The 20,618-nt window shown below is 70.6% G+C and carries 20 protein-coding genes and 1 riboswitch; of the genes, 16 read left to right on the forward strand and 4 right to left on the reverse strand.

Translation table 11 applies throughout. From position 1 onward, the window contains the following. From ABZT12_RS16980 to ABZT12_RS16990, 3 genes are all read left to right on the forward strand, one after another. A partial coding sequence (locus tag ABZT12_RS16980; RefSeq protein WP_356384159.1) for a cbb3-type cytochrome c oxidase subunit I occupies positions 1 to 1,104 on the forward strand: 1,104 nt, incomplete at its 5' end. Continuing rightward, positions 1,101 to 1,499 carry a cytochrome c oxidase subunit 4 gene (locus ABZT12_RS16985; RefSeq protein WP_356384162.1) on the forward strand — a complete coding sequence of 133 codons (399 nt, stop codon included), beginning with the start codon at positions 1,101 to 1,103 and terminating at the stop codon, positions 1,497 to 1,499. The genes ABZT12_RS16980 and ABZT12_RS16985, both read left to right, overlap by 4 nt. Positions 1,500 to 1,629: 130 nt before the next feature. Then, the gene (locus ABZT12_RS16990) at positions 1,630 to 2,892 is read left to right on the forward strand and encodes an Ig-like domain-containing protein (protein ID WP_356384165.1); all 1,263 of its coding nucleotides are present in this window, start codon (positions 1,630 to 1,632) and stop codon (positions 2,890 to 2,892) included. A gap of 65 nt (positions 2,893 to 2,957) precedes the next feature. Here ABZT12_RS16990 and ABZT12_RS16995 read toward each other — a convergent pair whose 3' ends face one another. Continuing rightward, a complete protein-coding gene (locus tag ABZT12_RS16995) occupies positions 2,958 to 3,359 on the reverse strand; it encodes a hypothetical protein (RefSeq protein ID WP_356384168.1) in 402 nt (133 codons plus the stop codon). Positions 3,360 to 3,552: 193 nt separating this feature from the next. Here ABZT12_RS16995 and ABZT12_RS17000 point away from each other — a divergent pair, with 193 nt between their 5' ends. The 6 genes from ABZT12_RS17000 (at position 3,553) to ABZT12_RS17025 (ending at position 10,727) form a co-directional block, all read left to right on the forward strand. Then, a complete protein-coding gene (locus ABZT12_RS17000) occupies positions 3,553 to 4,173 on the forward strand; it encodes a heme-copper oxidase subunit III (protein ID WP_356384171.1) in 621 nt (206 codons plus the stop codon). 80 nt (positions 4,174 to 4,253) lie between these two features. Continuing rightward, positions 4,254 to 5,063: a c-type cytochrome gene (locus ABZT12_RS17005; protein ID WP_356384173.1), complete on the forward strand. Its 810-nt coding sequence runs from the start codon at positions 4,254 to 4,256 to the stop codon at positions 5,061 to 5,063. After that, on the forward strand, positions 5,060 to 6,112 hold the full coding sequence (locus tag ABZT12_RS17010) for a Rieske 2Fe-2S domain-containing protein (protein ID WP_356384176.1): 1,053 nt from the start codon (positions 5,060 to 5,062) through the stop codon (positions 6,110 to 6,112). Before ABZT12_RS17005 ends, ABZT12_RS17010 begins: the two co-directional genes overlap by 4 nt. Beyond that, a complete protein-coding gene (locus ABZT12_RS17015; RefSeq protein ID WP_356384179.1) occupies positions 6,109 to 7,770 on the forward strand; it encodes a cytochrome bc complex cytochrome b subunit in 1,662 nt (553 codons plus the stop codon). Before ABZT12_RS17010 ends, ABZT12_RS17015 begins: the two co-directional genes overlap by 4 nt. 162 nt (positions 7,771 to 7,932) lie before the next feature. Continuing rightward, entirely contained in the window at positions 7,933 to 8,997 is a 1,065-nt protein-coding gene (gene trpD / locus ABZT12_RS17020; RefSeq protein WP_356384182.1) for an anthranilate phosphoribosyltransferase, read from the forward strand. Positions 8,998 to 9,070: 73 nt separating this feature from the next. Continuing rightward, positions 9,071 to 9,187: riboswitch (SAM riboswitch) on the forward strand. 163 nt (positions 9,188 to 9,350) lie between these two features. Further along, on the forward strand, positions 9,351 to 10,727 hold the full coding sequence (locus ABZT12_RS17025; protein WP_356384185.1) for an aminotransferase class V-fold PLP-dependent enzyme: 1,377 nt from the start codon (positions 9,351 to 9,353) through the stop codon (positions 10,725 to 10,727). 81 nt (positions 10,728 to 10,808) lie between these two features. Here the strand turns inward: ABZT12_RS17025 and ABZT12_RS17030 are convergent, their stop codons facing one another. Beyond that, positions 10,809 to 11,090, reverse strand: coding sequence for an Lrp/AsnC ligand binding domain-containing protein (locus ABZT12_RS17030; protein ID WP_019062383.1), 282 nt, complete (start codon positions 11,088 to 11,090; stop codon positions 10,809 to 10,811). Then, positions 11,087 to 11,872 (reverse strand): rhomboid family intramembrane serine protease, encoded by a 786-nt coding sequence (locus tag ABZT12_RS17035; RefSeq protein WP_356384188.1) that lies wholly within the window; start codon positions 11,870 to 11,872, stop codon positions 11,087 to 11,089. The genes ABZT12_RS17030 and ABZT12_RS17035 overlap by 4 nt, the downstream gene beginning before the upstream one ends. Positions 11,873 to 12,029: 157 nt before the next feature. Here ABZT12_RS17035 and ABZT12_RS17040 point away from each other — a divergent pair, with 157 nt between their 5' ends. The 6 genes from ABZT12_RS17040 to ABZT12_RS17065 all read left to right on the forward strand — a co-directional run bounded on the left by ABZT12_RS17040 (position 12,030) and on the right by ABZT12_RS17065 (position 18,015). Further along, positions 12,030 to 12,269, forward strand: coding sequence for a hypothetical protein (locus ABZT12_RS17040; protein WP_356384191.1), 240 nt, complete (start codon positions 12,030 to 12,032; stop codon positions 12,267 to 12,269). Between the two features lie 35 nt (positions 12,270 to 12,304). After that, a complete protein-coding gene (locus ABZT12_RS17045) occupies positions 12,305 to 13,648 on the forward strand; it encodes an NYN domain-containing protein (protein WP_356384194.1) in 1,344 nt (447 codons plus the stop codon). Positions 13,649 to 13,857: 209 nt separating this feature from the next. Next, a complete protein-coding gene (locus ABZT12_RS17050; protein WP_356384197.1) occupies positions 13,858 to 14,892 on the forward strand; it encodes an NlpC/P60 family protein in 1,035 nt (344 codons plus the stop codon). 177 nt (positions 14,893 to 15,069) lie between these two features. Continuing rightward, positions 15,070 to 15,513, forward strand: coding sequence for a hypothetical protein (locus ABZT12_RS17055; RefSeq protein ID WP_356384200.1), 444 nt, complete (start codon positions 15,070 to 15,072; stop codon positions 15,511 to 15,513). A gap of 255 nt (positions 15,514 to 15,768) precedes the next feature. Beyond that, entirely contained in the window at positions 15,769 to 16,791 is a 1,023-nt protein-coding gene (locus ABZT12_RS17060; RefSeq protein ID WP_356384203.1) for an NlpC/P60 family protein, read from the forward strand. A 33-nt stretch (positions 16,792 to 16,824) separates the two neighbouring features. Next, positions 16,825 to 18,015, forward strand: a complete 1,191-nt coding sequence (locus tag ABZT12_RS17065) for a hypothetical protein (protein ID WP_356384206.1) — start codon at positions 16,825 to 16,827, stop codon at positions 18,013 to 18,015. A gap of 69 nt (positions 18,016 to 18,084) precedes the next feature. On the opposite strand, the gene ABZT12_RS17070 is transcribed toward ABZT12_RS17065, so the two are convergent. Beyond that, positions 18,085 to 19,320 (reverse strand): glycosyltransferase 87 family protein, encoded by a 1,236-nt coding sequence (locus ABZT12_RS17070; RefSeq protein ID WP_356384209.1) that lies wholly within the window; start codon positions 19,318 to 19,320, stop codon positions 18,085 to 18,087. 120 nt (positions 19,321 to 19,440) lie between these two features. Here ABZT12_RS17070 and ABZT12_RS17075 point away from each other — a divergent pair, with 120 nt between their 5' ends. Continuing rightward, the gene (locus ABZT12_RS17075) at positions 19,441 to 20,595 is read left to right on the forward strand and encodes a glycosyltransferase family 4 protein (protein WP_356384212.1); all 1,155 of its coding nucleotides are present in this window, start codon (positions 19,441 to 19,443) and stop codon (positions 20,593 to 20,595) included. The last annotated feature ends 23 nt before the right edge of the window (positions 20,596 to 20,618 follow it).

Raw genomic sequence — 20,618 nt, forward strand, 5'->3', positions numbered from 1 at the left:
ATCTTCGTGTGGAACGTGCTGCTGACCGCGGTGCTGGTCCTGCTCGCCTTCCCCGTCCTGGCCGCCGCGCTCTTCGCGCTGGAGGCGGATCGGAAGTTCGGGGCACATGTCTTCGACGCGGCCAACGGCGGCGCGTTGCTGTGGCAGCACCTGTTCTGGTTCTTCGGGCATCCAGAGGTGTACATCATCGCGCTGCCGTTCTTCGGCATCATCTCCGAGGTCATCCCGGTCTTCTCCCGCAAGCCGATGTTCGGCTACATGGGCCTGATCGCGGCGACCATCTCCATCGCGGGTCTCTCGGTGACGGTGTGGGCGCACCACATGTACGTCACCGGCGGAGTGCTGCTGCCGTTCTTCTCCTTCATGACGTTCCTCATCGCCGTCCCGACCGGCGTGAAGTTCTTCAACTGGATCGGCACCATGTGGAAGGGGTCACTGAGCTTCGAGACCCCCATGCTCTGGGCCACCGGCTTCCTGGTCACGTTCACCTTCGGTGGCCTGACCGGCGTCATCCTGGCCTCGCCGCCGATGGACTTCCACGTCTCCGACTCCTACTTCGTGGTGGCGCACTTCCACTACGTGGTGTTCGGCACGGTCGTCTTCGCGATGTTCTCCGGTTTCCACTTCTGGTGGCCGAAGATGACCGGCAAGATGCTCGACGAGCGCCTCGGTAAGATCACCTTCTGGACGCTGTTCATCGGCTTCCACGGCACCTTCCTGGTCCAGCACTGGCTGGGCGCCGAGGGCATGCCCCGTCGTTACGCGGACTACCTCGCGGCCGACGGCTTCACCGCCCTGAACACGATCTCGACGATCAGCTCGTTCCTGCTCGGCCTGTCGATCCTGCCGTTCCTCTACAACGTGTGGAAGACGGCCAAGTACGGTGAGAAGGTCGAGGTCGACGACCCGTGGGGCTACGGCCGCTCCCTGGAGTGGGCCACCTCCTGCCCGCCGCCCCGCCACAACTTCCTCACGCTGCCCCGGATCCGCAGCGAATCCCCGGCGTTCGACCTGCACCACCCGGAGATCGCCGCGCTCGACCAGCTGGAGAACACGCCGCCCGGTGAGAAGGCCCTCGCCGCCGGCAAGGAGGCCGACAAGTGAAGATCCAGGGCAGGATGTTCATGTGGCTGAGCATCTTCGTGCTCGCCATGGCGGTCGTCTACGGCGTGTGGTCGAAGGAGCCGGCCGGCACCACGGCGCTCTTCCTCGCCTTCGGCCTGTGCATCATGGTCGGCTTCTACCTGGGCTTCACGGCCCGGCGGATCGACACGCTGGCGCAGGACGACAAGGAGGCCGACGTCGCGGACGAGGCCGGCGAGGTGGGCTTCTTCAGCCCGCACAGCTGGCAGCCGCTCACCCTCGGTGTCGGGGGCGCGCTGGCCTTCCTGTCGATCGCGGTCGGCTGGTGGCTGCTGTACTTCTCGGCGCCGCTGCTCGTGATCGGCCTGTGGGGCTGGGTCTTCGAGTATTACCACGGTGAGAACCGCACCCAGTAGCACGCGCTCGACCAGCGGGAGCCCGGACACTCCGTCAGGAGGGTCCGGGCTCCCGCTTCTGCAGTAACGCCATTCCCTCGTCCGGGTTACTTGACGCGCCGAGGCTGACGAAGCTCCATACCGTGGGCCCATGAGCCACTCTCCGCGCACCCGAACCGTCGTCGGCTGCACCCTGCTGGTGAGCGCCCTCGGCGCGGGCGTCACCGCCTGCGGGCCCGACGGCAACCCGCTGTCGGCCAAGCCGTACGACGCGGCGGGGCAGATCTCGTTCAACGGCCCTTCCGGCAAGGGGAAGAAGGCCGACCCGGACAAGCCCCTCGAGGTCACCGCCGAGAGCGGTGGCGGGCGTATCACGGACGTCACGGCCCAGGACGCCACCGGACGCTACGTGGCGGGCGAACTCGCCGCCGACGGCGGCCGGTGGCACAGCACCTCCCCGCTCGCCGCCGAGGCGCACTACACGGTCCGGGTGAGCACCGAGAACGAGGACGGCGCGCCCGGCCGCAAGGTCCTCGTCTTCGACACCACCAGACCCACCGCCCAGAAGCGACTGACCGTCACGTTCGGCCCCGACGCGGGCACGTACGGCGTGGGCCAGCCCGTCACCGCCGTACTGAGCGAGGAGGTCAAGGACAAGGCGCAGCGGGCCGTCGTCGAACGGGCGCTCAAGGTGGACTCCGTGCCCGCCGTGGACGGCGCCTGGCACTGGGTGGACGACAAGGAACTCCACTACCGGCCCAAGGAGTACTGGCCCGCCCACGCCACCGTGCGGGTGCACAGCAACCTCGACGGCATCAAGATCGGCGACCGGCTGTGGGGCGGTGCGGCCAAGCCGCTCGAACTGACCATCGGCGACAAGATCGTCGCCGTCACCGACGCCGCCTCCCACTCGATGACGGTCTACCGCGACGACGACGAGATCAACCAGATCCCCGTCACCACCGGCAAGCCCGGCTACGAGACCCGCAACGGCGTCAAGGTCGTCCTGGGCAAGGAGTACTTCGTACGGATGCGCGGCACCACGGTCGGCATCTCCGAGGGCACCTCGGACTCGTACGACCTCCCCGTCTACTACGCGACCCGCGTGACGTGGAGCGGCGAGTACGTGCACGCCGCGCCCTGGTCCGTGGGCTCCCAGGGCTCCGCGAACGTCAGCCACGGCTGCACCGGCATGAGCACCAGCAACGCCGAGTGGTTCTTCGAGACCATCCACCAGGGTGACGTCGTCAAGGTCGTCAACTCCAACGGCGACGAGATGGAGCCCTTCGGCAACGGCTTCGGCGACTGGAACCTGGAGTGGAAGACGTGGCGGGCGGGCAGCGCCCTGGTGGGCGGCGCGGCGGACGTCAACCGGCCGGAGGCCACGGCCCGCCTCCGGCCCGAGTCGGTGTGAACCCACCGGGGCCCGGCCGACCGCCGTCGGCCCGGGGTCGCGAGACCCCGGGCCGATGTGCGGCGCTACGCGCTCAGCGCGCTCTTGCGGCGCAGCAGGGAGGCCAGGGCCGCGGCGAACTCGACCGGATCCACCGGCAGTGTCACCGCGGCCTCCGCACGGCTCCAGGTGGCCAGCCAGGCATCCTGCGGCCGGCCGATGAGCACCAGCACCGGCGGGCAGTTGAAGACCTCGTCCTTGACCTGACGGGCCAGCCCCATGCCGCCCATCGGGACCGCCTCACCGTCCAGTACGGCGACGTCGATACCGCCGCGGTCCAGCTCCTTCACGACCGCCGCGGGCGTCGCGCACTCGATGAACTCGACGGCGGGAACATCCGGAGCGGGCCGCCGCCCGGTCGCCAGCCGCACCTGCGCGCGGGTGTGGGAGTCATCGCTGTAGACGAGCACCGTGGCAGTCGGCTGCATTGTTCCTCCACGCATCTAAGAAGCACCGCTCTGGTCGGGAACCCAGGGGACCGATGCGGCGGATGCTACTCCCTCGGCCACCCCGTCAACAGCTGTGGGAACACCTCTGCGATGGGCCATACGGGCAGTACACACAGCGCGGACACCCCGAACGGCACCCCCGGGAGTGAGGGCGGGATAAGGGACCGACATAATGTCGGTCGTGGCGACAGCAACGACAGTAGAAACCGGGCACGCGCACCCGTCGGTCAACCGGCCGAACCTCACCAGCGTCGGAACCATCATCTGGCTGAGTTCCGAGCTGATGTTCTTCGCGGCCCTCTTCGCGATGTACTTCACCCTGCGATCGGTGACCGGTCCGGATCACTGGAAGGCGATGGCGAGCCATCTCAACCTTCCGTTCTCCGCGACCAACACCACGATCCTGGTGCTCTCCTCCCTCACCTGCCAGCTCGGCGTCTTCGCCGCCGAGCGCGGGGACGTGAAGAAGCTCCGGGGCTGGTTCATCATCACCTTCGTGATGGGTGCGATCTTCATCGGCGGTCAGATCTTCGAGTACACGAACCTGGTGAAGGAGGACGGGCTCTCCCTGTCCTCCGACCCGTACGGCTCGGTGTTCTACCTGACCACCGGTTTCCACGGCATGCACGTGACGGGTGGCCTCATCGCCTTCCTGTTCGTCCTCGGACGCACCTACGCGGCGAAGAGGTTCACCCACGAGCAGGCGACCGCGGCGATCGTCGTGTCCTACTACTGGCACTTCGTCGACGTCGTCTGGATCGGCCTGTTCGCCACGATCTACTTGATCAAGTAGCCGGGGCAGATCCCACGCGCAGTCCAGAAGCGCACATTCCAGCAGCATCGACGCAGAAGATCCTGACACCGGGGTAATCCGTGAAAAAGCTCTCCACCCGACGACGCCATCCGCTGGCGGCGGTCGTCGTCCTACTCCTCGCGCTGGCGGCAACTGGGGGGCTGTACGCCGTGTTCGCGCCCGCGAGCAAGGCGCAGGCCGACGAGTCCGCCCAGTCCCTCGCCATCGACGAGGGCCAGAAGCTCTACTCCGTCGGCTGCGCCAGTTGCCACGGCACCGGTGGTCAGGGATCCACCGACGGCCCGAGCCTCGTGGGCGTGGGCGCGGCGGCCGTCGACTTCCAGGTCGGCACCGGCCGTATGCCGGCCCAGCAGCCGGGTCCGCAGGTCCTGAAGAAGAAGGTCATCTACACGCAGGCCCAGATCGACCAGCTGGCGGCGTACATCGCCTCGCTGGGCGCCGGCCCCGCCGTACCGACGAAGAACGAGTACGGGCCGGAGGGCGCGGACATCGCCAAGGGCGGCGAGCTGTTCCGCACCAACTGCGCCCAGTGCCACAACTTCACCGGCAAGGGCGGCGCGCTGACGCACGGCAAGTTCGCGCCGGCCCTGGAGGGCGTCGCCCCCAAGCACATCTACGAGGCCATGCAGACCGGCCCGCAGAACATGCCGTCCTTCCCCGACACCACGCTGACGGCGAAGAACAAGAAGGACATCATCGCGTACCTCAACGCGGTCAACGGTGACGACACCGAGAGCAACGGCGGCCTTGAGCTGGGTGGTCTCGGTCCGGTCAGTGAGGGTCTCTTCGCCTGGGTCTTCGGCCTGGGTGCGCTGATCGCGGTCGCCGTCTGGGTCGCCGCTCGGACCGCAAAGGCCAAGAAGTCATGAGTAGCCAAGACATTCCAGAGAAGAACCTGCCCGCTGAGCAGGAGCACGGCGCGCTGAGCGTCGCGGCCGAGACCGACCCCTTCGCGGACCCCGGTCTGCCGCCGCACGAGCACCGGGTCCAGGACATCGACGAGCGGGCCGCCAAGCGGTCCGAGCGCGTCGTCGCCTTCCTGTTCACGGTGTCGATGCTCGCGACGGTCGCCTTCATCGTCTCGTACGTGGCGATCCCGAACGACAAGTCGATCTTCGTCTTCCCGCTCGGTCACATCAGCGCGCTCAACTTCGCGCTGGGCATGACCCTCGGTGTGGCGCTCTTCGCCATCGGCGCGGGCGCGGTCCACTGGGCCCGCACCCTCATGTCCGACCTGGAGATCGCCGACGAGCGGCACGCGATCGAGGCGCCCCCCGAGGTCAAGGCCAAGGTCCTGGCCGACTTCAAGCAGGGTGCCAAGGAGTCCGCGCTCGGCCGCCGCAAGCTGATCCGCACCACGATGTTCGGCGCGCTGGCCCTGTTCCCGCTCTCCGGCGTCATGCTGCTGCGCGACCTCGGCACGCTGCCCGGGACCAAGCTCCGCCACACCATGTGGTCCAAGGGCAAGCTGCTGGTGAACATGAACACCAACCAGCCGCTGCGCGCCTCGGACATCGCCGTCGGCTCGCTCACCTTCGCCAAGCCCGACGGCCTGGAGGAGACCGACGAGGACTTCCAGACGCAGATCGCCAAGGCGGCCCTGATGATCATCCGGCTCCAGCCGGAGGACATCAAGGACAAGCGCGAACTCGCATGGTCGCACGACGGCGTCGTGGCGTACTCGAAGATCTGCACCCACGTGGGCTGCCCGATCTCCCTGTACGAGCAGCAGACGCACCACGTGCTGTGCCCGTGCCACCAGTCCACCTTCGACCTCTCCGACGGTGCCCGAGTGATCTTCGGCCCCGCCGGCCACGCCCTGCCGCAGCTGCGCATCGGCGTGAGCGACGAGGGCTACCTCCAGGCGCTCGGCGACTTCGAGGAGCCCGTCGGTCCTGCATTCTGGGAGCGCGGATGAGCACTACGACCACCACCACGAACAGCTCGGGCCCCGACGGGCCGGGGCGCTCGCGCGAGAAGGCGCCGGCCGGCGAGAAGATCGCCGACTGGGCCGACGGCCGGCTCGGGATCTACTCCCTGGCCAAGTCGAACATGCGCAAGATCTTCCCCGACCACTGGTCGTTCATGTTGGGCGAGGTCTGCCTCTACAGCTTCATCATCATCATCCTCACGGGTGTGTACCTGACGCTGTTCTTCCACCCGTCGATGAACGAGGTGGAGTACCACGGCAGCTACATCCCGCTCCAGGGACAGCTGATGTCCGAGGCGTTCAACTCGACCATGCACATCTCCTTCGATGTGCGCGGTGGTCTGCTGATCCGGCAGATCCACCACTGGGCGGCGCTGATCTTCCTCGCCGGCATGTTCGTGCACATGATGCGCGTGTTCTTCACGGGTGCGTTCCGCAAGCCCCGTGAGGTCAACTGGCTCTTCGGGTTCCTGCTGTTCGTCCTGGGCATGTTCACCGGCTTCACCGGTTACTCGCTCCCGGACGACCTGCTCTCTGGCACCGGTGTCCGCTTCATGGAGGGCGCGATCCTGTCCGTGCCGATCGTCGGCACGTACCTGTCGTTCTTCCTCTTCGGCGGTGAGTTCCCGGGCGGCGACTTCGTGTCCCGCTTCTACTCGATCCACATCCTGCTGCTGCCGGGCATCATGCTCGGTCTGGTCGTCGGCCACCTGATCCTGGTCTTCTACCACAAGCACACGCAGTTCGCGGGTCCCGGCAAGACGAACAACAACGTCGTCGGCATGCCCCTGCTGCCGGTGTACATGGCCAAGGCCGGCGGCTTCTTCTTCCTGGTCTTCGGTGTCATCGCGGCCATCGCGGCGATCGCCTCCATCAACCCGATCTGGGCGATGGGTCCGTACCGTCCCGACATGGTGTCCACGGGCGCCCAGCCGGACTGGTACATGGGCTTCTCCGAGGGCCTGATCCGTGTCATGCCGGGCTGGGAGCTCAACTTCTGGGGCCACACGCTCGTCCTGGGCGTGTTCATCCCGCTGGTGATCTTCCCGCTGGTCCTGGTGACGATCGCGGTCTACCCGTTCATCGAGGCCTGGGTCACCGGCGACCGGCGCGAGCACCACATCCTGGACCGCCCGCGGAACGCCCCGACGCGCACCGCGTTCGGCGCCGCGTGGATCTCGTGGTACTTCGTGCTGCTCATCGGCGGCGGCAACGACATCTTCGCCACGCACTTCCACCTGTCGATCAACGCGATCACCTGGTTCGTCCGGGTCGGCTTCTTCGTCGTACCGGTGCTCGTCTTCCTCGCCACCAAGCGGGTCTGCCTCGGCCTCCAGCGCCGGGACCGGGACAAGGTGCTGCACGGCCGCGAGTCGGGCATCATCAAGCGCCTGCCGCACGGTGAGTTCGTCGAGGTGCACGAGCCGCTCAGTCAGGACGCGCTGCACACGCTCACCGCGCACGAGCAGTACCAGCCGGCCGAGATCGGCGCGACCGTCGACGAGAACGGTGTCGAGCGCAAGGTGAAGGGCTCCGAGAAGCTGCGCGCCAAGCTCAGCAACGCCTACTACGGCGACGAGTCGCAGATCCCCAAGCCCACCGTCGAGGAGTACAAGGAGATCGCCAGCGGCCACGGCCACCACTGATCGCTGCGCACGCCACGCCACGGTCGAAGGGCCCCCGTCCGGTTGTCGGACGGGGGCCCTTCGCCGTGCCCGGCGCTGGATAGGGTGGGCGCACCGGATTCACCGGGTGCGCCGGCGTCACTCCGGCAGCCACTGCTTTCTACGACCATCAGGAGCGGCCCCATGAGCGCTGTGACCCCCGCTGGAGGCGACACCGCGGCGGGCCGTTCCTGGCCCGACGTACTGAGCGCGCTGCTGGCCGGCCGGAACCTGAGCGCCGCCGACACCGCCTGGGCCATGGACCGCATCATGAGTGGCGAGGCCGCGGACGCCCAGATCGCGGGCTTCCTGGTGGCGCTGCGGGCCAAGGGCGAGACCGTCGAGGAGATCACCGGCCTGGTCGAGACGATGTACGCCCACGCGAAGCCGCTGGAGATCCCCGGTCCGGCCGTCGACATCGTCGGTACGGGCGGCGACCGGGCGCGCACGGTCAACATCTCCACGATGTCCGCGGTGGTGATCGCCGGCACCGGGGCGAAGGTCGTCAAGCACGGCAACCGCGCCTCCTCCTCGGCGAGCGGTTCGTCCGACGTGCTGGAGCGGCTCGGCATCAACCTCGACCTGACGCCGGAGCGGGTGGCGCAGGTGGCGCAGGAGGCCGGGATCACCTTCTGCTTCGCGGCCAGATTCCACCCGTCGATGCGGTTCGTCGGCGCGGTCCGGCGCGATCTCGGGATCCCGACCGCGTTCAACCTGCTCGGCCCGCTGACCAACCCGGCCCGGGTCACCGCCTCGGCGGTCGGCTGCTTCGACACGCGCATGGCGGGGCTGATCGCGGGCGTGCTGGCCGAACGGGGGGCGTCGGCGCTGGTGTTCCGGGGGGACGACGGGCTCGACGAACTGACGACCACGGCGACCTCACGGGTCTGGACGGTCCGCGACGGCAAGGTGACCGAGGAGACCTTCGACCCCCGGGACGTCGGCCTCGAACTGGTCCCGGTGGAGGCCCTGCGGGGCGCCGACCCGGAGTACAACGCCGGTGTCGCCCGCCGCCTCCTGGACGGCGAACGCGGCCCGGTCCGGGAGGCCGTCCTGCTCAACTCGGCCGCGGCGCTGGTGGCGTTGGAGCGCGGGGACGGCCCGCTCGCGGACCGGCTGCGGGCCGGGATGGAGCGGGCCGCGGAGTCGATCGACTCGGGGGCCGCCGCGCGCACCCTGGAGCGCTGGTCGGCCGCGAGCAACGCGTAGCCCGGGCCTCGGCGTCCCGCGATCCGGACACGGGTTGCGGGACGCCGATCACCTCACGTACGTTTTCTGACCAGGTCATGAGTGACAGTCATGAGGCCCCGGCCGACTGTCCGGCAACCCTCCGTCCGTGGCGGGGTGCCCCGGGTGAAGACCAGGCCGTGGGCAGCGAGGTCCGCGGCAAGCGCGGGCCCCTCGAAAGACACCAGGGGTCCTGGTATCGAGGGAGCCCTCTGTGAGCAAGCGAATGCGATAGGGCGTCGAGCCCCGCCTCCGCATACCCCTTTCACCTTTTCCCGCGCCGGAGTGGTCTCCGCTCGCGCGGTGAAGTCGCCTGCCTCATACGGGAGTTCGCCATGTCTGTCACCACCGCTGCCACCGACCGGACCGTTTGTTCCCCGCTGCCCGTTCTGGGCCGGGATGTCACCGTCCCGCTCGTGACGGGCGGCGAGGTCACCTACGCGGCGCTCGACTACGCGGCCAGCGCCCCGGCCCTCCAGCGCGTCTGGGACGACGTGGCGGCCTACGCGCCCTACTACGGCAGCGTCCACCGCGGCGCCGGCTACCTCTCGCAGCTCTCCACCGACCTCTTCGAGAACGCCCGGAAGACGGTCACCGAGTTCCTCGACTGCCGCGCCGACGACCAGCTGATCTTCACCCGCTCCACCACGGACTCCCTCAACCTGCTCGCCCAGGCCCTCCCCGCCGACTGCCAGGTCTTCGTCTTCGAGACCGAGCACCACGCCTCCCTGCTGCCCTGGCGGGACGCCCGGGTCACCTACCTCGACGCCCCGCGCACCCCCGGTCAGGCCGTCGAGACCCTGGAGCGCGCCCTCGCCGGGCGCGCCGTGTCCACCGCAGGGGGCCAGGGCCCGGCGCTGGTCTGCGTGACCGGCGCGTCGAACGTCACCGGCGAGCTGTGGCCCGTACGGGAACTCGCCGCCGCCGCGCACGCCCACGGCGCCCGGATCGTCCTGGACGCCGCCCAGTTGGCCCCGCACCACCCGGTCTCCGTCCAGGACCTCGACGTCGACTGGATCGCCTTCTCCGGCCACAAGCTCTACGCCCCCTTCGGCGCGGGCGTGCTGGCCGGCCGCGCCGACTGGCTCCGGGCCGCCGACCCCTACCTCGCGGGCGGCGGCGCCTCGCGCCGGGTCACCCGGCGCGAGGACGGGGGAGTGGACGTGGAATGGCACGACAGCGCGGCCCGCCACGAGGCCGGCTCGCCCAACGTGATCGGCGCCTACTCCATCGCCTCCGCGTGCAAGGCGCTGACCGAGGCGGGCTTCGACACGCTGGTCGCGCGGGAGCGGTACCTGATCGAGAAGGTCCGCACCGGCCTCGCCGGGGTCCCGCGGGTGAAGGTGCTCTCCCTCTTCGGCGACGACGCCCCCCGGGTCGGCGTGCTCTCCTTCGTCGTCGAGGGCTGGAACAGCTCCCACTTCGCCGCCGCCCTCTCCGCCGAGTACGGCATCGGCGTCCGCGACGGCCTCTTCTGCGCCCACCCCCTGGTCCGCACCCTCCTCGGCAGCGACCCGCAGACCCAGGGCGAGTGCGGGGCCCCCGAGGCGGCGCCCGGCGAGAAGTCCCTCAACGCGATCCGCGTCAGCTTCGGCGCGGGCACGCCGGACGAGCACGTGGACCGGTTCGTGACGGCGGTACGGGAGCTGGTGAGCGACGGCGCGCGGTGGAACTACCGCACGGAGGACGGCCGTTGCGTCCCGGCGGTCTGACCGGACACCTGCCGCGAGGCGGCGTTCACGAGGCGGCGTTCACGAGGCGGCGTTCACGAGGTGGCGTTCACGAGGCGGTGCTCACGAGTCGAGCCCGATCGCGAACGCCGCCTCCAGGTCGTGCTGGGAGTAGGTCCGGAACGCCACGTGCGTGTCCGTCCCCTCCACGCCGGGGATCTTGCTGATCCGCCCCGGGATGACCTCCGCCAGGTCCTCGTGCTGCCGCACCCGCACCATCGCGATCAGGTCGTAGGTCCCGGTCACGGAGAACACCTCGCTCACGGACTCCAGCGCGGCGATCGACTCGGCGATCTCGGGGATCCGGTCCACGCTGGTCTTGATGAGGACGATCGCGGTGATCACGGCTGGTTCTCTCCCTCGGGGGCCGTAGCTGGGGCGGACTTCACTCTAGTCGCCCGCCGGTCCCCCACCACCGCCCCGCCGGGGCCGCCCCGCGGGCCCCTCCGCCTGCCGAACCGCAGCCACGCGTAGCCGAACCCCAGCGAGAAGCCCACCAGGTGGGCCAGGTAGGCGACGCCGGGTCCCTGGGACGCCTGCCCCAGCGCGAGCCACTGGAGGGCCGCCCAGAAGGGGAGGACGACCCAGGCGGGGAAGCGCAGCGGCAGGAAGAAGAGGAACGGGAGCAGGCTCGTCACCCGCGCCCTGGGGAACAGGTACAGGAACGCGCCGAGGACCGCCGAGATCGCCCCGGACGCGCCGACCAGCGACTGGGCGGAGCCGGCGTTGGCGACCGCGTAGCCGGACAGGGCGAGGTATCCGCAGACGAGGTAGAAGAGCGTGAACTCGGCACGGCCCAGCCGTTCTTCGGTCATCGCCCCGAAGACGTAGAGGAAGAGCATGTTGCCCAGGAGGTGGACCCAGCTGCCGTGGATGAAGAGGGCCGTGACGGGGGTCAGGGCCTCCCGGGCGGCGCCGTCGAGGAGCGCGGCGGGGACCACGCCCCAGCGCCGGAAGTACGCCCGCTCCGCGGCGAGCAGCGCGTCACCCGTGCCGTACGCGGGGGCGAGCCCCGACGCCGGGCCGAGCGCGAAGATCAGACAGCACAGGGCGATCAGTCCGTACGTCATCGGCGCCGACGGCTTGCGGAGCACCCGGCCGGCCACGGTTCCCCAGCTGCTGATCATGAGTACAGAGCATGGCGTACCGGGGCGTGGCGGGGCATACCGCCTCGCCGCGCTGGACGGCCGAGCGGCGGGCGCCCCCCAGGCCGTAGGGTTACGAGCCATATGCGTCGGGGAATCCGGTGCATCACGGAGACTAGAAGGAAAGCGGACAGCCACGATGACGGTTCCCCTGCCGACCGCCGCGACCCGGTGGCGCTGCACCCTCTGCGGCAACCTCACGCGCTTCGACGTGACCCGCTCGTCGAAGGTCGTGGAGTACCTCCACCTCGACCTGGCCGGTGAGCCGAAGGTCGAGGAGCGCGAGGTGGTCAGTGAGACCATCGAGTCGGTGCGCTGCCGCTGGTGCAACGCCGTGGACCAGGTGGAACTCGTGGACAGGCCGGGCGCCGGCTCCTGACGGGAGCGGGACCCGCACGGATATTGGGGTGACGGATGGTGGAGACCGGGAGCGGGGGGCCGGACGACGGCGCCGCTGAGGTGCTCGACCGTCCGCTGCCCGACGGCGTGCGCCGACGGGTCGTGCAGATCGTCTCCGACGGCTTCGGCGGCCTGACCGTAGCCGAGCTGCCCGGCCAGCTGCGCCAGTACGCCCGCTTCGCCCCCAACCGGCGCGCCAAGTTCGCGGGCAACGCGATGGCCGCCGCCCTGGAGACCGACCCGCTCTTCCGGCAGCGCATCGGGGAGAAGCTGAGAGAGACCCAGCCGGAGCTGACCGCCGCTCTCGACTCCGGCTCGCCGCCCCCGGCCGCGGACCCGCTCGACGTGGCGGCCGCGGCCTATGTGCTGCGCCCCGCCGGCTGGGTGAAGCTCGTCACCGCCGCGGGCGAGGAGGCCCAGCGGGCCGACGCCGAGCGCGCCGACGAGGAGAGCCGGGCCGAGCTGGAGCGGCTGCGCGGGGAGCTGGACCGGGCCCGCGAGGCCACCCGCTCCGAGACCGAACGGCTGCGCACCGAGCTGGACGCGGCGAAGCGGGAGGCGGAGGCGCTGCACCGCAAGCTGCGCGCCGCCCACAGCGACGTCAAGCGGGGCGAGGCGGCGCTGCGCAAGGCGCGGGCCGAGATGGACACCGTGCGCGCGGAGGGTCAGAGCCAGCTCTCCGCGGCCGAGAGTGAGGGCCGGCGGCTCAAGGGCCGGCTCGGCGAGGCGGAGGCGGCCCTTGAGGCCGCCCGCAAGGCGGCCCGGGAGGGGCGCAGCGTGGGCGACATGCGGGTACGGCTGCTGTTGGACACCGTGCTGGAGGCGGCTCAGGGGCTCCGTCGCGAGCTCGCCCTGCCGCCTGTCTCGGTACGGCCGGCGGAGACCGTGGACGCGGTGGAGCCGGGGCGGATGACCCCCAAGGACATCGCCGCCCGCGCCCTGTCCGAGAACGATCCGGCGATCCTCGACCAGCTGCTCGCGCTGCCGCAGGCGCACCTGGTCGTCGACGGCTACAACGTCACCAAGACCGGATATCCCCAAATGCCGCTGGAGAAGCAGCGGTTGAGGCTGCTGGGCCAGCTCTCGCAGCTCGCCGCGCAGACCGGTGCCGAGGTCACCTGTGTCTTCGACGGGGCCGAACTGGCCGCCCCCGTGCTGCTCGCGCCGCCGCGCGGGGTGCGGGTGCTGTTCTCCAAACCGGGCGTCACCGCCGACGAGTTGATCCGTCAGCTGGTGCGGGCGGAGCCGCCGGGCCGGCCGGTGATCGTCGCGTCGACCGACCGCGAGGTGGCCGACGGCATCGCCAAGGCGGGCGCGCGACCCGTGGCTTCCGCGGTACTTCTCAAGCGACTGTCGTGAAGGTCAACGTACAGGTTTAATGCCGCAATTGACCGAAACCTCACGCAACGTAGCGTCAACTGGTCATCACTGCACGTTGGTTATATGCAAAGAATGCATTGCGTGACGGCTTTTTTTCGGTGAGGATTTGAACTGATCACGGTCAGGTCACTAGGGTCTGGGCTCAAACCTTTGATCGGGTGATCACTCACTAGAAGGAGCTCGACTCCGTGGCGTCTCATCGTCGACCGAAGCAGCCGAGCCGCACGCGCGTGACCGTGCTGACCACCGCAGCCGCTGCCGCCGTGGCTTTCAGCGCCCAGGCCGCCAACGCCGCGCCGAGCGAGAAGCCCAGCAAGGACGAGGTCAAGTCCAAGGTCGACGCCCTCTACGAGCAGACCGAGCAGGCCACCGAGAAGATGGACGGGGCCCAGGAGAAGCAGGACAAGCTCCAGAAGGAGATCTCCACCATCCAGGACAACGTCGCCCGCGGCCAGGAGGAGCTCAACAAGCTCCGGGACAGCCTCGGTTCGATGGCGAGCGCCCAGTACCGCACCGGTGGCATCGACCCCTCGGTACAGCTCTTCCTCTCCTCGGACCCGGACGACTATCTCGACAAGGCCTCCACGCTCGACCAGTTGAGCGGCCAGCAGGTCGAAGCGCTGAAGAAGATCCAGGCGAAGCAGCGCGAACTGGCCCAGGAGCGCGCCGAGGCGAGCGACAAGCTCAAGGATCTCTCCGCCACCCGCGCCGAGTTGAAGAAGAAGAAGGACGAGGTCAAGTCCAAGCTGGCCGCGGCCCAGAAGCTGCTCAACACGCTGACGGCCAAGGAGAAGGCGGCCCTCGACGCCGAACAGGCGCGGGCCAGCCGCAGCTCCACCGCCCGGGTCGACCTCGGCAGCACCACCTCCGCCTCCGGCCGCGCCGCCGCCGCCTTCGCCGCCGCCCAGTCCGTGATCGGCACCCCGTACGTCTACGGCGCCTCCGGCCCGTCCTCCTTCGACTGCTCGGGCCTCACCTCCTGGGCCTACGCCCAGGCCGGCGTCTCCATACCCCGAACCTCCGAGGCCCAGGCGAACGCGGGCACGATCATCTCCAGCGAGAGCGCCCTGAAGGTCGGTGACCTCGTCATCTTCTACGGCGATCACCACCACGTCGGCCTCTACGCGGGCAACGGTCAGGTCCTGCACGCCCCGCACACCGGCGCGGTCGTCCGCTACGAGTCGATCGCGGACATGCCCTTCCAGTTCGGCGTCCGCATCTAGTTCCCCGTCAAAACCCTGGAATCAACCTGGAGTTGTGCAGTTCTTTGCCGACGCGATACCTTCTGGTGAGTATTCGACAGAGGGGGACATATGCATCGGTTTCGGATAGCCGCGATGTCGGTTGCCGCGGCAACCTGCTGTGCCTGTGGGGTGGTGTTCGCCGGTACCGCTCACGCGGTGGCCAGCAAGTGCACCGGGGTGCAGTCGAAGGCGTTCTCCACCCCGGGTTTCGACACGGACGTCAACCTCCAGGTCTGCATCCAGGAGACCAGCCCGGCGAGCAACGACTACCGGACATACACGGCTGTCGTCACGGGCTCGTTCGCGGACGGAGGCGGGGGGAGTACCAGGAAGTTCGACAACTTCGACCTGGAGATCCGGCTGGAGTCGCGCGCTGCGGGCTCAAGCGGAAGTGACTATGTCGACAGCAAGGCGGTCTGCGACGTCACCGCTGACATCAACCGCGACGACGGCGGAGCGCTGCGCTGCCAGACGGGCCTGGAGATGAGCGTCAACATGGGCCCGCTGGTCACGGGGGACTCGACCGTCCGCTACGACATCGACGCGGACGGCAAGGGGGCGCTGGGCCCCTGGGAGCTCCAGGGCTCCCCCCACCTGTAGGGGAAGCCCCCTGACCGTGGCACCGTACCCGGTCCGCCCCGACCGTCCGAACGGGCGAATCGGAGTCGTCGTCGGTGACCCCGCGCCCCGCCCATGACCTGCGTCAGAGGCGGGGTTTCGCGTTTCGTGTCCCGCGGGGTCTTTGGTCCGGGGCCCTCCACGCCGCTACTGTCTGCCGCGTTTCCCTCACTCTCCGGGTCGGACCCGGGCCGGGGGAGCAGACCGTGTCCGCCAGCGGAAGGAGTGCGGCTTACCGTGGGGTTCCATCGCCGCCTTGCACCGTCCGGGTTCGACCGGGGCGCCAGTACCGCGCTCTGTGTCCTGTCCGCCGCCGCCGCGGCACTCGGCGCCGTACCGGCCATCGCCGCGCCGGCCGCTCCGCACGACGACACCCGGGCCGAGGTGGACCGGCTCTTCCAGCAGGCCGAACAGGCGACCCAGGCCTTCGACCGGGCCGACGAACGGGCGGGGCGGCTGCGCAGGCAGGTCGGGGCCGCGCGGGACCGGATCGCCCGGGAGCAGCAGCGGGTCAACTCCCTGCGAGAGACGCTCGGTTCACTGGCCGGGGCCCAGTACCGGGCCGGCGGTATCGACCCCTCGATCCAGCTGCTCTTCTCCGACGACCCGGCCGACTACCTGGAGAAGGCGTCCACCCTCGACCGGATCACCGCCCAGCAGGCGGGCGAACTGAAGGCGCTCCAGGAGGCCGTGCGCGAGCTGGCCCAGGAACGTACCGAGGCGGCCGGACACCTCGACGAACTGGAGCGGAGCCGCAAGGCCGTCGCCTCCCACAAGCGCACCGTCGAACGGAAACTCGCCAAGGCCCGGCAACTGCTCAACGCCCTGCCCGCCGCCGAGCGCGCCTCCTACGACCACGCCTCCCGCTCCGCCCGCGTCGACGTCCCCGACCTCGGCACCGGCGTCCCCTCCTCGGGCCGGGCCGCCGCCGCCCTGGCCGCCGCCCGCGCCGCCCTGGGCCGGCCCTACGTCTGGGGCGCCAACGGGCCCGGCGGTTTCGACTGTTCGGGCCTGATGCAGTGGTCGTACGCGCACGCGGGCGTCCAGCTCCCGCGCACCTCCCAGGAGCAGCGCCACGCCGGCCGGCACATCCCGCTCTCCCAGGCCCGACCCGGTGACCTGGTCGTCTACCGGTCCGACGCCAGCCATGTCGCGATGTACGTGGGCAACGGCCGGGTCATCCACGCGCCCTACCCCGGCGCCCCGGTGCGCTACGACCCGGTGGGCATGATGCCCGTCTCGTCGGTCACCCGCGTCTGACGGAGCAGCGGCGAAGGGTCGTACGATCGGGAAGTGGCTGGTCGTAGGCGGGTCCCGCGCTCCGCGCTCGTCGCGCTCGCTCTGCTGCTCGTCTCCCCGGTGGGGTGCGGCGGGCCGACCGCGACGGACGGCGCGCGTTCGGCGGTGCGGGCGGTGCTCGACGCGCGGGCGGCCGCGATCCTCCGCCACGACGAGCCGGCCTATCTGCGGACCGGAGCGCGCGCCGGGTACGAGAACCTGCGCGCGGTGCCCCTGTCCGCCTGGTCCTACCGGCTGACCGGCCTGCACCGCACCGGCGCCACCGCGACCGCCGACGTCCAGCTCGACTACCGTCTCAAGGGCTACGACGACTCCCCGGTCACCGTCGGCCGCACCCTCGCCCTCAGCCGCACCGCCCAGGGAACGTGGTACGTCGACTCCGAGCGGCCCGCGAAGCAGGCGCCCCAGCAGTTGTGGGACCAGGGCGCGGTGACCGTGGTGCGGGGAGCGCACGGCATCGTCCTGGGCAGCGGGCAGTCCGGCGCGGCACTGCGCGGGTACGCCGCGCTCGCGGATCGCGCCGTACCGGCCGTGTCGGGTGTCTGGGGCACCGGCTGGTCCCGGCACGTCGTCGTCCTCGTGCCGGGCTCCCTGGCGGGCATGGCGGGGCTCCTGGGTGCGCCGGCGTCCTCGTACCGGGGGATCGCCGCGGTCACCACCGGGGAGGTGGGCGGCTCGGCCGGGACGCCCGCCGACCGGATCATCGTCAACCCGGACGCGTACGCCGTCCTGGGTTCCGTCGGCAAGCAGGTCGTCCTCACCCACGAGACGACCCATGTCGCCACCCGCGCGCACACCTCGGCCGCGACCCCGCTGTGGCTCTCCGAGGGCTACGCCGACTGGACCGGCTATCTGCGCACCGGGCGTACGGCGGCCCAGGCCGCGCCCGAGCTGTACCGGGCGGTCGCGGACGGGGACGGACCGGCCGCGCTCCCCGCGGACCGGGACTTCGGTTTCAGCGGGGACGCCACCCGGCTGGCCGAGGCCTACGAGGGCGGCTGGCTGGCCTGCCGGTTGATCGCCGGCCACTGGGGTGCGGACCGGCTGAGCCGGTTCTACCGGGCGGTGGGCGCGCACCACACGCGTCCGGGCGCGGTGGAGGCCGCGTTGAAGAGCGTGCTCGGCACGGACCTGGAGACCTTCACCGCCCAGTGGCGCGACTATCTGCGCACCCAACTCGACTGACGGGGAACGGAGTTGACTGCCGTCCGGGCCGGCCGCGCGCGGCTGCCGGTCCGCGCGACAGGGCCCGGGTCAGGCGGACGTCGACGTGGCCTTCGAGCGGGTGGCCTGGGCCGGCACCGGCGGTACGTCCGCCCAGGTGACCGAGGACCGCCAGAGCTCCCGGGCCGCGGTCACGGTGGCGGCGAGCAGCAGGCCGTTGCGGACGAGGAGGAGGGTGATGCCGAGCCAGTCGCTGGCCACCACGTGGGCGAACCAGACCGGGAACTCCAGCACCGTCACGAAGGACGCCGCGAGGACCAGACCGACCGGCAGCCGCATCCGGCTGCCCCGGAAGCAGGAGCAGACGGCGGCCAGGCCGATCAGCCAGACCATGTACTGCGGGCTGATCACCCGGCTGGTGACAGTGAACATCAGGACCGCCACGAAGGCCGCGTCCGCGAGGGTGTGCGACAGGAACCGCGCCGCCGTCATCCGCCACAGCAGCAGCCAGCCGAAGGCGACCGCGGTGAGGCCGAGGGCGACGCCGCTGACCAGGCCGACGTAGGGGCCGAGGAACTCCACCGAGCCGTAGTTGAGCTGTACCCGGCCGCTCCAGCCGGAGTGGCGCAGCCAGTGGAGGACGAGGGAGCCCAGCGACTCGACCTCGGTGCCCCGCTCGCGCTGGAAGGTCAGGAAGGTGAACGCGCCGGGCATCGACACCGCGAACACGGCCGCCAGTGCGGCGACGGTCACCGCCGCCGCGCCCCACGCCCGGCGCCGCACGGCCCCCACCAGCAGCAGCACCGGCCACACCTTCAGCAGCGCCCCGAAGCCGGCCAGGGCGCCCATCACGCGCGGGTGCCGGGTCCCGGCGAGCACCGCGGCCACCGCCACCGCGGTCACCATCACGTCGTAGCGCGCGTACGCGGTCGGGCCGAGCAGCGGGAGGCCGGCGACCCACACCCAGGCGCCGCGCGGGGTCCGGCCGGGACGGCGGCCCGCGTAGTGGAGCAGGCACAGGACGGCGAGGTCGGCGAGGCAGGCGAGGACGAAGAAGGCGGTCGGGTAGTCCAGGAAGCCCAGCACGGCGGGGGCGAGGATCGGGAGGGCGGCGGCTGGCGGGTACTGCCAGGTGACGTCGTCGAGCGGGAACGTGCCGTGGCGCAGCGTCTCGTACCAGCCCTGGTAGATCACCGAGACGTCGCTGGTGACGTCCGGGCCCGGGAAGGTGAGCACCTTGAGGACGAACAGCAGCAGGAGCACCCTGGTCAGGACCCAGGCACCCGGCAGCAACGCCGGGGACCGTCTCGCGTCCGCGATCTCCACTCGTGCCCCTGTTCTCCGCGTGTGCCGTCCGATGGGCACATGATTGCCCGAAGGGCTGTGCGAGTGCCATGAAGCGCGGCCGTGCAAGGCGGTGTGTCGGGGCCCGGTAGGGTCGGCCGCGTGCGCAAGACCCTGATCGTGACCAACGACTTCCCGCCCCGCCCCGGGGGCATCCAGGCGTTTCTGCACAACATGGCGCTGCGGCTGGAGCCGGACCGGCTCGTCGTCTACGCCTCGACGTGGAAGCGGAGCCGGGAGGGGCTCGCGGCGACGGCCGCCTTCGACGCCGAGCAGCCCTTCACCGTCGTACGCGACTCCACCACGATGCTGCTGCCGACGCCCGCCGTGACCGGCAGGGCCGTCGGGCTGCTGCGGGAACACGGGTGCACGGCCGTGTGGTTCGGAGCGGCGGCGCCGCTGGGACTGATGGCGCCGGCGCTGCGGAAGGCGGGCGCCGAGCGGCTGGTGGCCACCACGCACGGGCACGAGGCGGGGTGGGCGCAACTGCCCGCCGCACGCCAACTGCTGCGCCGTATCGGGGAGTCCACGGACACGGTCACCTACCTCGGCGAGTACACCCGCTCGCGGATCGCCGGTGCGCTGAGTCCGGCGGCGGCGGCGCGGATGGCCCAACTGCCGCCCGGCGTCGACGAGAAGGTCTTCCATCCGGGCTCCGGCGGGGACGAGGTCCGGGCCCGGCTCGGGCTCACCGGCCGGCCGGTGGTCGTCTGCGTCTCGCGGTTGGTGCCGCGCAAGGGGCAGGACACGCTGATCCTGGCGATGCCCCGGATTCTGGCCCGGGAGCCGGAGACGGTGCTGCTGATCGTGGGCGGCGGCCCGTACGAGAAGCAGCTGCGGCGGCTGGCCCGGGAGGCCGGGGTGGCCGCTTCGGTGCGGTTCACCGGCGCGGTGCCCTGGGCCGAACTGCCCGCGCACTACGGCGCGGGCGACGTCTTCGCGATGCCCTGCCGGACCCGGCGCGGCGGCCTGGACGTGGAGGGCCTCGGGATCGTCTACCTGGAGGCGTCCGCGACCGGACTGCCCGTCGTCGCGGGGGACTCGGGCGGCGCGCCCGACGCCGTGCTCGACGGCGAGACCGGCTGGGTCGTGCGGGGCGGCTCCCCGGAGGAGGCCGCCGACCGGATCGTCGCGCTGCTGGGGGACGCGGAGCTGCGCCGCAGCATGGGCGAGCGGGGCCGGCGCTGGGTCGAGGAGCGGTGGCGGTGGGATCTCCTCGCGGAGAAATTGAGGACGTTGTTGCACACCGGCCACTAGGCGGAGCCGGATAATCCGTCGAT

This window comes from Streptomyces sp. NPDC005423 (assembly GCF_040606415.1).
In the GTDB taxonomy this organism is placed as follows: domain Bacteria; phylum Actinomycetota; class Actinomycetes; order Streptomycetales; family Streptomycetaceae; genus Streptomyces.

Excerpts from the sequence above, each read along its gene's own strand:
- ABZT12_RS16990 (WP_356384165.1), top strand. The coding sequence starts at position 1,630 with ATGAGCCACTCTCCGCGCACCCGAACCGTCGTCGGCTGCACCCTGCTG.
- ABZT12_RS16995 (WP_356384168.1), bottom strand. The coding sequence starts at position 3,359 with ATGCAGCCGACTGCCACGGTGCTCGTCTACAGCGATGACTCCCACACC.
- ABZT12_RS17000 (WP_356384171.1), top strand. The coding sequence starts at position 3,553 with ATGTCGGTCGTGGCGACAGCAACGACAGTAGAAACCGGGCACGCGCAC.
- ABZT12_RS17010 (WP_356384176.1), top strand. The coding sequence starts at position 5,060 with ATGAGTAGCCAAGACATTCCAGAGAAGAACCTGCCCGCTGAGCAGGAG.
- ABZT12_RS17015 (WP_356384179.1), top strand. The coding sequence starts at position 6,109 with ATGAGCACTACGACCACCACCACGAACAGCTCGGGCCCCGACGGGCCG.
- trpD (WP_356384182.1), top strand. The coding sequence starts at position 7,933 with ATGAGCGCTGTGACCCCCGCTGGAGGCGACACCGCGGCGGGCCGTTCC.
- ABZT12_RS17025 (WP_356384185.1), top strand. The coding sequence starts at position 9,351 with ATGTCTGTCACCACCGCTGCCACCGACCGGACCGTTTGTTCCCCGCTG.
- ABZT12_RS17035 (WP_356384188.1), bottom strand. The coding sequence starts at position 11,872 with ATGATCAGCAGCTGGGGAACCGTGGCCGGCCGGGTGCTCCGCAAGCCG.
- ABZT12_RS17040 (WP_356384191.1), top strand. The coding sequence starts at position 12,030 with ATGACGGTTCCCCTGCCGACCGCCGCGACCCGGTGGCGCTGCACCCTC.
- ABZT12_RS17045 (WP_356384194.1), top strand. The coding sequence starts at position 12,305 with ATGGTGGAGACCGGGAGCGGGGGGCCGGACGACGGCGCCGCTGAGGTG.